The sequence below is a fragment of the Porphyrobacter sp. MBR-49 genome, assembly GCF_053628655.1.
In genome coordinates, this window is record NZ_JBRJGU010000002.1 from 191,401 (window position 1) to 202,337 (window position 10,937).

General features: G+C 60.6%; 13 protein-coding genes. 2 read left to right on the forward strand and 11 right to left on the reverse strand.

Annotation, left to right across the window (positions count from 1 at the left end; genetic code table 11):
- Positions 1–3 precede the first annotated feature (3 nt).
- The 9 genes from rplK to ACSSV3_RS03155 form a co-directional block, all read right to left on the reverse strand.
- Complete coding sequence (gene rplK / locus ACSSV3_RS03115; protein ID WP_354323659.1) at positions 4–435, reverse strand: 50S ribosomal protein L11; 432 nt, start codon at positions 433–435, stop codon at positions 4–6.
- Positions 436–678: 243 nt separating this feature from the next.
- Entirely contained in the window at positions 679–1,158 is a 480-nt protein-coding gene (locus tag ACSSV3_RS03120; protein WP_354323660.1) for a hypothetical protein, read from the reverse strand.
- Between the two features lie 208 nt (positions 1,159–1,366).
- Complete coding sequence (gene nusG / locus ACSSV3_RS03125) at positions 1,367–1,903, reverse strand: transcription termination/antitermination protein NusG (RefSeq protein WP_354323662.1); 537 nt, start codon at positions 1,901–1,903, stop codon at positions 1,367–1,369.
- A 50-nt stretch (positions 1,904–1,953) separates the two neighbouring features.
- Complete coding sequence (secE, locus tag ACSSV3_RS03130) at positions 1,954–2,196, reverse strand: preprotein translocase subunit SecE (RefSeq protein WP_354323663.1); 243 nt, start codon at positions 2,194–2,196, stop codon at positions 1,954–1,956.
- 174 nt (positions 2,197–2,370) lie between these two features.
- Complete coding sequence (locus tag ACSSV3_RS03135; RefSeq protein WP_354323665.1) at positions 2,371–2,520, reverse strand: hypothetical protein; 150 nt, start codon at positions 2,518–2,520, stop codon at positions 2,371–2,373.
- A 167-nt stretch (positions 2,521–2,687) separates the two neighbouring features.
- Complete coding sequence (locus ACSSV3_RS03140) at positions 2,688–3,422, reverse strand: anaerobic ribonucleoside-triphosphate reductase activating protein (RefSeq protein WP_354323666.1); 735 nt, start codon at positions 3,420–3,422, stop codon at positions 2,688–2,690.
- Positions 3,406–5,391 carry a ribonucleoside triphosphate reductase gene (locus tag ACSSV3_RS03145; RefSeq protein ID WP_354323668.1) on the reverse strand — a complete coding sequence of 662 codons (1,986 nt, stop codon included), beginning with the start codon at positions 5,389–5,391 and terminating at the stop codon, positions 3,406–3,408. The genes ACSSV3_RS03140 and ACSSV3_RS03145 overlap by 17 nt, the downstream gene beginning before the upstream one ends.
- A gap of 238 nt (positions 5,392–5,629) precedes the next feature.
- Positions 5,630–6,724, reverse strand: a complete 1,095-nt coding sequence (locus tag ACSSV3_RS03150) for a ferritin-like domain-containing protein (RefSeq protein WP_354323670.1) — start codon at positions 6,722–6,724, stop codon at positions 5,630–5,632.
- A gap of 48 nt (positions 6,725–6,772) precedes the next feature.
- Positions 6,773–7,093: a 2Fe-2S iron-sulfur cluster-binding protein gene (locus tag ACSSV3_RS03155; protein WP_354323672.1), complete on the reverse strand. Its 321-nt coding sequence runs from the start codon at positions 7,091–7,093 to the stop codon at positions 6,773–6,775.
- Between the two features lie 164 nt (positions 7,094–7,257).
- Here ACSSV3_RS03155 and ACSSV3_RS03160 point away from each other — a divergent pair, with 164 nt between their 5' ends.
- Positions 7,258–7,974 carry a helix-turn-helix domain-containing protein gene (locus ACSSV3_RS03160; protein ID WP_354323673.1) on the forward strand — a complete coding sequence of 239 codons (717 nt, stop codon included), beginning with the start codon at positions 7,258–7,260 and terminating at the stop codon, positions 7,972–7,974.
- Positions 7,975–8,098: 124 nt separating this feature from the next.
- Positions 8,099–9,370, forward strand: a complete 1,272-nt coding sequence (locus ACSSV3_RS03165; RefSeq protein WP_354323675.1) for an alginate export family protein — start codon at positions 8,099–8,101, stop codon at positions 9,368–9,370.
- A gap of 41 nt (positions 9,371–9,411) precedes the next feature.
- Here the strand turns inward: ACSSV3_RS03165 and ACSSV3_RS03170 are convergent, their stop codons facing one another.
- Positions 9,412–10,035, reverse strand: a complete 624-nt coding sequence (locus tag ACSSV3_RS03170) for a GNAT family N-acetyltransferase (RefSeq protein ID WP_354323676.1) — start codon at positions 10,033–10,035, stop codon at positions 9,412–9,414.
- Positions 10,036–10,046: 11 nt separating this feature from the next.
- Positions 10,047–10,751 carry a helix-turn-helix domain-containing protein gene (locus tag ACSSV3_RS03175; RefSeq protein ID WP_354323677.1) on the reverse strand — a complete coding sequence of 235 codons (705 nt, stop codon included), beginning with the start codon at positions 10,749–10,751 and terminating at the stop codon, positions 10,047–10,049.
- Positions 10,752–10,937: the final 186 nt, after the last annotated feature.

The window sequence follows — 10,937 nt, forward strand, 5'->3', positions numbered from 1 at the left end:
GGTTCAGCCCTCCACCACTTCAAGGCCCATCGAACGGGCGCTGCCGGCGATGATCTTCATCGCCTGATCAATGTCATTCGCGTTGAGGTCAGCCATCTTGGCTTCCGCGATTTCCTTGATCTGCGAGTTGGTGATGGTTCCGGCCGAAATCTTGCCCGGCTCCTTCGAACCCGACTTGAGCTTAGCCGCCTTCTTGAGGAAGAACGATGCGGGCGGGGTCTTGGTGATGAAGGTGAATGAACGATCCGCATAGACCGTGATCACGGTCGGGATCGGCATTCCCTTTTCCATTTCCTGCGTCGAGGCATTGAACGCCTTGCAGAATTCCATGATGTTCACGCCGCGCTGACCCAGCGCCGGGCCGATCGGCGGCGACGGGGTGGCAGAGCCCGCGGGCACCTGCAGCTTGATATAGCCTTCAATTTTCTTGGCCATGGGGCCGTTCCTTTCACACTGTCGAACCACCGCACAATCGGCGCGGCAAATCGTGTTCTCATGTTAAGTGGTCAAACAGCGGGAATTCCCGCCTTCCACACGAATCCCTTGCGGGAAGGGGCGCCATTAATGGTGCACCGCGCAAAAGGCAACAGGCTTGAGCGGGAACTAGAGCCATTCGGCGCGACGGCGCTCTCGTTTAGCGGACAGGCCGTGCCCGAAGATGGAGTGCCGCAGCCGCTGTTACAAATTTGCCATTATGGCGGCGCCCCAGATCATGAAGATCACCAAGCCCAACACCGTACCGACTACAAGGCAGCCGCAATTGATCATGCCCAGCGTATAGCCCGTGCGTCGCTCCTGATCCTTTCCGGTGATGATTGCGGCAAGGCCCAGCCCTGCGGAAATCAGAAAAAAAAGGAACCCAATCCCCATCCACGAGGTGAGGTAGCCAACCGCCAATGAAACAAGCGCGAAGATGCCCAGCAGCAGCGCGGTATCCTGCCCGCCTTGCTGCGCGCCGGGGAGGTGCGCGGGGCCTTGGGCAATCGGGTAAATATCGCTTGCCACGCCGTCGACAATCTCAAAATCGACGACCATCCCGGCTGCGGGGGCACGATCGCCTCTCCAGCTTTCGAGGTGGAAATCAATCCGCGCACCCTCGGAATGGGAAATCGCGCCCTTGTTCTCCGCTTGATTATATCCGAGTATCGTCCCTTTCACGCCCGCCATCCTCCGTTATTTTGTCGCCCCCCCCCACAGGTTTCGACGATTGGCCGAACGAGAGCATGACGCCTTGCCAAAGGCCTGTAAACATAAAATTTCACCCGAAATCGCCGCGCGAACCGCAGCCGCATAAGTGGCGCAGTCTGCATACAATACATGGTCGGCCACAGGCCAATGATTGAAACAGGCCCCAAAAGGCCGAGGGCTACTTCGCCAGTTCGACGTGCTCGAAATCGAGTTCCACCGGGGTCGCGCGGCCGAAGATCGACACGGAAACCTTGACCTTGGCCTTGTCGAAATCGAGTTCTTCGACGATCCCGTTGAAGCTGGCAAACGGGCCGTCGAGCACTTTGACCGAATCGCCGATTTCGTAATCGACGCTGATTTCGTGCTTGGGGGTTGCCTTGGCTTCGGCCACGCCGCCGAAATAGCGCGCGGCTTCGCGTTCGGAAATCGGCTGCGGCTTGGTGCCCGAACCCAGAAAGCCGGTGACCTTGGGGGTGTTCTTGACCAGGTGATAGACATCATCGGTCATGTTCAGCTTGGCCAGCACATAGCCGGGCATGAACTTGCGTTCGACCTGCACCTTTTTGCCGCGCTTCACCTCGGTCACGGTTTCGGTGGGAACCTGAATATCCTCAACGCCTTCGGAAAGGCCAAGCCGTCCGGCTTCGGAAATGATTGCGTCACGCACCTTGTTTTCGAAACCGGAATGGGCGTGAATGATATACCAGCGAGCCATGAAATGTCCTTGAGAGTGGGTCTGACGGGCAGAATGAACTGGCCGGGGCCTTATTGCAGCAGGCCGATCGCGCCGCGCACAATCGCGCCGAACGCGCTGTCGATAGCGAGGAAGAACAGCGCGAGGATCAGCATGAAGATGAACACGAAGATCGAAGTGCGCACCGTCTCTTCACGAGTCGGCCACACGATCTTGCTGCCTTCGGCGCGCACCTGATTGACGAATTCGCCAGGTGAGGTCTTGCGCTTTTTTTCTTCGGCCTTGGGTTCGGCACTATTTTTCTGCTCGGCCATAAAGCCTCGTATCCCTTCGCGTGAATTCCGGCGTCATTCCCAACGGCTTTCAGGTAGGGGGCCGCGCCGCCCGGGACAAGGTCACCGGAGGGGCTGGATATGCTACCAATGTCAGAAAAGACGCGCCGTCTATACGGGCGGCGCGTGGCAATTGCAAGATTGCTTGGGCGCGCGTCAGTTCAGCGCGAACAGCCGTGCAAGCAGACCGGGCTGCTGCATCGGCCGCAGCGGGCCGTGGATCGCCGACAGACGCGCCGGATCGCGGGTAGGACGCGGGCTGACCCAGTGGTCAGGGCGCGAGGAACGGAAAGTATAGGCGCTCATCCTGTGTCTCCTGTGCGTTGATGAACTCGGTTCGTCGACAGGAATACACGGTTTGGCTTGCGGTGGGATGAACAGGCACCAAGTTGGCCAGCGTCCGCCGAAAGCCTATGCCGTTTCGGAGAAGCCGCTATGAATGGCCTCGGCCTCATCTGCTGACCTGAAATGGCTCAGCGGAAATCCAGCCTTATCGGAGAGCGACTTGCCAGCCACGCCGTATCGAGCTTGCGCCGCACCGGCGGGAGCGGGGCGAGCAGCGGGCGATCCGGGTCAGCCACGGCCTGCTGCACCGCCAGCGTTCCCCGATAGCCACGCCGCGCCAGATCATTAGCGATAGCCAGCACCTCATCTTCGTTCAGCAACGCGTCGTGCACCGTGGTGCGCACTTCAAACGGCACCCGATCCTGTCCGCACAGCAAATCGAGCGTCCGCGCAAACCGAACGAAGGCCCGGGTTCCGGTAACCTTCTCGAAGCTTGCAGACGGCGCCTTGTAGTCGAGCGCAACATAATCGATCTGCCTGTGATCAAGCAATCGCGCGACCACGTCGGGCCGCAAACCGTTGGTATCAAGCTTTACCGCAAACCCCAAAGCTTTCACCTGCGCGGCAAACGTGACAAGTTGAGGCCACGTCGTCGCCTCTCCGCCTGAAAGCACCACGCCTTCCAGCAGTCTTTGCCGCCGCCGTAGAAACGCCAGCGCGTCCTCGCCGGTAAGCGTTCCCTTGCCGAACACAATCTCCGGATTATGGCAGTAACCGCAGCGCATGTTGCAGCCCGCCACCCAAAGGATGCAGGCGCTGCGCCCAGGAAAGTCGAGGAGGGTGAATGGCGTGATCGCGTGGAACGGAGCTGCGACGCGCGCCCGCCTTCGTTCGGTTCCGGCGCGATCAGCCAGCGCGGTCAAACAGGTTCTCCACCATCGCGGCATCTTCGGTAAAGTGACGGCGCTGGCGGTGTTCTCCGACCTTCCCCTTATTGAAGCTGTCGACCGGACGGAAATAGCCCATGACCCGCGTCCAAACCTTGGTGCTGTTGCCGCATTCTGGACAGTCGGGCTGCTCGCCCGCAAGATAGCCGTGCGTATCACACACCGAGAATACCGGGGTGAGCGTGACATAGGGCAAACGGTAGCGGGTCAGCACGGTGCGCAGGAACCCGCGCGCCGCATCCGAACTCGACAGCTTCTCGCTCATATAGAGGTGCAGCACCGTGCCGCCCGTGTATTTGCACTGCAGATCATCTTGCAATTCCAGCGCCTCGAACGGATCTTCGGTGTGATCGACGGGGATTTGCGAGCTGTTGGTGTAATAAATGTTATCGCCGCTGCCTGCCTGCAGGATATCGGGGAAACGTTTGCGGTCTTCCTTGGCGAACCGATACGTCGTCCCCTCTGCCGGAGTGGCCTCGAGGTTGTAGAGATTGCCGGTTCGTGCCTGGTAGCCAACCAGCCGCGCGCGCATGTGGTCGAGGATGCCGAGCGCCATCTCTATCCCTTCCGGAGCGGTCAGATCGTGGGCATCGCCGGTGAAATTCCGCACCATTTCGTTCATCCCGTTCACCCCGATGGTCGAGAAGTGATTGCGCAGGAACGGCAGGTATCGCGCGGTATAGGGATATAGCCCGCGATCATACATGCTCTGGACGAATATCCGCTTCTTCTCGAGCGTGGAGCTGGCGATGTCCATCAGCCGGTCGAGTTCGGCCGTGAAGCCATCAAGGTCGCCTTTGAAGCGGTAACCCAGCGCCGCCATATTGATCGTAACCACTCCGAGCGAACCGGTCATCTCGGCCGAACCGAACAGCCCGTTCCCGCGCTTGAGCAATTCGCGCAGGTCGAGTTGCAAGCGGCAGCACATCGATCGCACCGCGCCCGGCGCATAGGCGTCCGGATTGGGGCGCCGTTCGCCGTTCGCCGGATCGCGTATATATTGGCTCCCGATGAAGTTCTGAAAGTATGAGGACCCGACCTTGGCGGCATTATCAAAAATCGCGCTGGCGACCCGGCTGTCCCAATCGAAATCCTCGGTGATGTTGACCGTCGGTATCGGGAAGGTGAATGGCTGGCCGGTGGCATCGCCCTCGGTCATGATCTCGTAATAGGCGATCACGATCTGCTCCATCTCAGGCGCGAAATGGGCGAAAGTCAGGTCTTCCAGGCTGCGCAACCCCAGATCGCGCTGGCGGGCGCGGTCAAGCAGGGCGGCATCGTCAAGCCCTGCAAACAGATGGCGGTCATGCGCGGTCGGATAGAGATTGCGCAAATCCTCGGGCACGGTGATGTCGAGCGTGATGTTGGTGAACGGCGATTGCCCCCAGCGCGCAGGAACGTTGAGGTTGTAGACGAACTGGCGGATCGCCTTCTTTATTTTGGCGAAGGACAGATTGTCACGGAACACATAGGGCGCAAGGTAGGTGTCGAAGCTGGAAAACGCCTGCGCTCCGGCCCATTCGGATTGCAGAATGCCGAGGAAATTGGCCATTTGCCCCAGCGCTTCACGGAAATGACGTGGTGGGCGCGATGACACGCGCCCGGCCACGCCGTTGAAGCCGTCATTGAGCAAGGCGCGCAAGGACCAACCCGCGCAATAGCCGGTGAGGCTGTCGAGATCGTGGATGTGGAGGTCGCCTTGGCGGTGGGCAAGGCCTTCTTCCGGGGCATAGACTTGATCGAGCCAGTAATTGGCAATCACCTTGCCAGCGACGTTGCTGATCAGACCCGCATGCGAATAGCCGACATTGGCGTTCGCCTTGATCCGCCAGTCGGCCCCTGAAACATATTCATCGACGGTTGCGCCGCAATCGATGCCGCTACTGGCGGCAGGTGAGCCGCGCATCGCGGCGATGCGGACGACAGGTGTGGCAACTGCGTTCATCTATGGTCTCCCGAGTATATTGTGGCTCCGACTGGCCCCAGCCACATCATCTTGTGAATAACCTCTCTAACGGGGCGACATTGGCGATGGATTGACATTCATCAATCGACCGACTGTGGGCCCGAAAAAATGCTTTCCTGTGCGCCCGCGCAGCCTCAAGACAAAACCGCCCCCCGGCCGAAGGGGCCGGAAGGCGGCAAGGTCACTCCCTTGGGGAGGGGCGGGAGTGAACGGAGCTTCAGGCGGCGACCGGGTGGCCGCCTTCCATCGCGTGCAGAATGCGCGGGTCTTCCGAAATCGGGATACCGGCTTCTTCATAGCGCCCGCGAACCCGCCGCGTCAGCAAGCCGACGCGGGCGAGCGCGGGCAGCATCAGGTGTTCAAGCGAGTGGATCTGCCCCGGCGGCAATTGCCGGGTGATGCCGAGTTGTTCGGCCTCACGCAGCCCGGCGAAGAAATCATCCGCATCGATCTCGCAATTTTCCAGCACCATCATGAAACCGGGATCAATCCGGCTGGCAATCGTCCCCGCAGTCCCGGCAAAGGCAAGAATGCTGACCGCTTCAAACGCGAAATCGGCCAGATCCTCGACCTCGTCTTCGGCGAGTCCGGCAATTACCGGGGCCAGATAGGCATGGCCGAATGAGACGTGGCGCGATTCGTCGCGCATCACGTTGAAGGTTAATTGCTTGAGCAATTCGCACTGGGTCGAACGATACATGTTGTTGAACGCGCCCAGCGCCAGCCCTTCGACGATCATGTTCATGCCGATCATGATCTTCTCGTAACGATCCGCCTTCAGCGTGGCATCGATCAACTGTTTGAGCCAGCCCGACATCGGATAAACCATCGCCACCTTGTCGCAATACCGCGCGAACACTTCGACATGGCGCGCCTCGTCCATCGTCTGGGTCGCGGCATACAGTTTGGCAGTGGCATCGGGCACCGAATGGGTGACGCAGGCCGCCGTCATCAGCGCGCCCTGTTCGCCGTGCAGGAATTGCGACAGCAACTGCGCGGTCGAATGGGCTGTGAAGCGTTCCTGCTGCGATTTTGACAGCTTCTGGAAAAACGGCATCCGGTGATAGATGTCCTGTTCGTCATTGATCAGCGGCTTGGACGGATCGACCGCCAGATCCCACGGCAGGCGTTCATCACTGTTCCACTGATCCTGCTTGGCGCGGCGGTAGAGGTCTTCAATCTTGTCGCCCGACATCAGATAATCGAACGTCCAGGCAATTTCGAGCGGGCTGCGATAGATGTCGTCGGGTGACTGGCCCTTCAACCAATTTGGCAGCGGGCTGGCTTCGGGGGTTTTTGTAACAGTTTCCATGGTTCTCTCCCTTGAGGCGCGCAGCGCGGGCGGGCCATGCTTGCGGTTTCAATATTGGCGGGCGGGCAGGCGCACGATCATGCCGTCCATCGCGGCGGTCACCGGAATCTGGCAGGCGAGCCGGCTGCGATCATTCACATCATGCGCAAAATCGAGCGTCGCGCGTTCAAGATCGTGCATCGCGGGAAGCCGGGGGGCGTCGGCTGGATCAAGGTAGCAATGGCACGTGCCGCAGGCGCAAAACCCACCGCAATCGCCCTCAATCCCCGGCACCTTGTGCATCGCCGCAGCTTCCATCAGGCTGATGCCTGCAGGGCTGGCGATGTCGTGGACCGTGCCATTATATTCGACATAGGTAATCTGAGGCATTGGCCGTGCTGCTCCGCCAGTTACTGACACTGATGTAAGCAGTCGGGAGCAGCGCTTACATTGATCTTTATCAAGGCAGGCCGGTTCGAACCCGCAGATGCAGCCGATCATCCATAATTCTGTTTGAGGTTGCCATGTCCCGTCCCGGCGCTTGCCGCCTATTTTTGAGCGCTACGTTCGGCATCCCGTCCGGGGCGGAACTCTCCCGGCAACTCAGCGAACTGGCCACCCCGGTCACGGTGATGCGCGGCGAGACGGTTGAAACCGATCCTGCGGCGGCATCATTGGCATTCCTGACCGGTGGCGCGACCAAATTGAGCGCGCTCGCGGCGCGCGGGCGGCACCAGATCGTGGCGTTCCATTTCGGCGGTGACATCTTCTCGATCCCTGCAGAAGGGCTGCACCGCCATGTGATTACCGGATTACGCGACAGCGCGCTGTTCCTGTTCCCGGCGCGCGCATTCTATGATCGTGCTGCGGCCAGCCCGCGCATTATGCGCACGCTGCTGGAACGCTCGCAAACCGCGCTGTTCCGCTGCCGTGACAAGGCAGTGAACCTTGGCCGCAAGACCGCGCGCGAACGGGTTGCGGGGTTTCTGCTGGGCATGGCGGAGCGGCTGGATTGCCCCGATGACGAGCCCGGCTGCATCAAATTGCCGATGTCGCGCCGCGACGTGGGCGAAAGCTTGGGCCTGACCATTGAAACGGTCAGCCGCCAGATCACCGAGCTCAAGGAAGCCGGAATTATCGACACCCGTGGGCGGTCATGCATCGTGCTGCATAATCTGGATCAGTTGGCCGCGCAGGCTGGCAATGTCGAACCGCGCGATGCGATGTCCGGCCTTGCCCCGGCAGCGCAGCGGGTGGTGATGGTTCACTGACCGCGCCTGATACCGCCGCATCACGCGCTTGGAATGCGCAAGCGCCGTAATAACCGGGCATGGCATCTGGCAATCCTTGATTTACATCAATTGCGTGACGCTCAGTCGGTCTATGTGAGCCTGCATGGATCACACACCTTTCGCATCGCTCGCCGTGCTGACGCTGCTGACGGTTCCTGCCGTAGCCAATGCCCAGAACGCGCCCCCGCCCGCATCGGTATCTGCATCGGTGGCCGAACCCGCGCCCGAAACCGCACCCGCAACGCTCAAACTCGATCCCTATGCCGATATCCGCTACCGGCTCGAACTGGTGGATCAGGATGGTCTGCCGCAGGATGCCACCGCATCGACGCTGCGAATCAGGGCCGGGGTCAGGCTGGGCGAATGGCATGGATTCAGCGCGCAGGTGGAGGGTGAGGCAATTGCCCGGATCGGCCCGCGCGATTTCAATGATACGGTCAACGGACGCACGGCGTTTCCGGTGGTCGCTGATCCTTCTGATGTGCTGCTCAATCAAGCTATCGTGAAGTGGCAGCCGGTCAAGGAACTGTCCGCCAGCGCCGGGCGACAGGCGGTCAATCTTGATAACCAGCGCTGGGTCGGATCGGTCGGCTGGCGGCAGAACGATCAGACGCTTGATGCTGTCCGGCTAACCGCTGCGCCGGTGAAAGAAGCGAAAATCGATTACTTGTATGCCTGGCGCGTCAACCGGGTGTTCGGCCCGGATTCGGCGCAGGGCATCTGGCACGACACCGATATTCACGGCCTGCGCGCGGCCTATGCCGTTGAAGGGTTCGGCACGCTGACAGGCTATGGCTATTGGCTGGATATTCCCGCTGCTCCGGCCAGCAATTCGCAGACCATTGGTGTGCGGTTGGCGGGCGAACGCAGCGTGGGGAACGGCATCCGCCTGCTCTATACTGGTGAATATGCCCGCCAGACCGATCACGCCGCTAACCCGCAGGCGTTCGGACTGGATTATTGGGTGGGAGAGGCCGGGATTGCGCGCGGCGGGTTCACCGCAAAAGTGGGCTGGGAGCGGCTTGAGGGAAGCGGGACGGTTGCCCTGCAAACCCCGCTGGCGACGTTGCATGCCTTCAATGGTTGGGCCGACAAATTTCTGGTCACCCCGCCCGATGGCCTGCGCGATGTATACGGCGAAGTTGGCTACCGGTTCGGCGCGGACTCTACACTAAAGGGGTTGGCGCTGCGGGCAATCATCCATGATTTCGCGGCGACCGCTACCAGTGCCACCTATGGGCAAGAGATAGACCTGCTGGCGTCCTATCCGATCCGGCCCAATCTCGTGCTGCTGGGCAAATTCGCGCATTACGACGCCGATCTGTTCGCCACCGACACCACCAAGGGCTGGCTGTCGCTGCAACTGACATTCTGATGCTCACCCTCTTGAGCCAAAGTTCGAAGAGTGCCGCCTCATCATGCTTTAGTGCAAGTGTGCATCCGCGACCATTCGTCACGCGTCAGTTCCCAATAGCGTGATCGCCGCGCCGTTCCATCCGGGCGAATGCTGTCGCGTTCGCCCATGTAACGGAACCCGGCCGCCTCGATCACCCGCGCCGAACGCAGATTGTCGAGCGCGGCAGTCAGTCCGATCAACCGCACGCCGAGGTGATCGAACATCCAGCCAAAACTGCGCGCCGCACCCGCCTTGCCGGTGCCCTGGCTCTGCGCATCGGCGCGGAATGCCCCGCCGATTTCGGCGGCTGAACGATCAGGCCAGACGCTGAAATAGGAATAGCTCAGAATCGCGCCCGTTTCGTCAACCAGAACCGCCAGAACCGCTTCTCCGCGATGCTGGCGCTCGCGTGCATCGACAATCCATTGCCTGATGCTTTCCCGGGTGAAGGGCCGGGGCAGATCATAGATCGGATCGGACACTTGCGGATCGCTGAGCAGGTCGAGCAACGCGTCGGCATCGGCTTCTTCTGCAAGGCGGTAACCTGGCGCAAGCAAGCGCACATCAGCGGATCGCACCGCATTGCGGATTTGCCGTTCCTCTGCGGCGGTGACGTTCAATCGGGTGACGGGCGGCGCGCTCATGATCGGTGGCACTAACGTTGGTCAGGCGGAACGGGATCGGGCCGTGAAAAAGCCGATAATGCGGCGCGGTCCTCGATCCGGATTTTCGCGCCGCGCGCCGCTACGCCATGCGCCTTGAGCGTGCCAAAGGCGCGTGACAGGTTCTCCGGAGTCATCCCCAGGAGCGATGCCAGCACCCGTTTTTCGCCGCTCAGTTCAAATTCCTGCTTGTCGCCGTGGCGGGCGCTGTGTTCCAGCAGGTAATGGCCAAGCCGCTCCGCCGACTGGCGCAGTTTCATGTCCGTGAGCGCGCGCACCATGTCGCGGTATCCCAACGCCAGTTCGTGCATGGTGGCCTGCATCAACGCCGTGTCCCGCTTGATCACCTCTCGCATCAGCGCCGCTGGCACCAGCAGGATGCGCGATGAGGCCAGCGTGCGGGCCGACATCAGATAGGGCATGTCGTTAATGACGGCGGCAAGGATGTAGCTGGTCACTGGCTCAACGATCCGCATGGTCGTATCGCGCACGTCTCCGGCGGCGTAGAGTTCGACCAGACCGTCAACCAGCACGTGCAGAAAATCGGCGCGCTGCCCGATCTCGAACAGCGTCAGTTGCGGCGGGAAAACCTGCAGGAATGATCCCGACAAGACCCGTTCGCGCATGGCGTCGTCCATATCGCGGAACAGCGGCAGGCGGGCAATTTCTGGCTTTTCGCCGATTCGCATGAAAGTCATCACCCCCGGTGCTTAGGCAACTATTCTAGCTGCCGGATTGATGCATATCAAGCAACCACTTGATGTAAGTTGGGTCAGGCTAGCTGTCATATCAGGCCAAATCAATTTTGCGTCTTTTGCGGTCTCCCATTTGATCTTGATCAACAAGGCGCGTGCCGCCTCGTGCGCATTGCGAACTGGTAAACG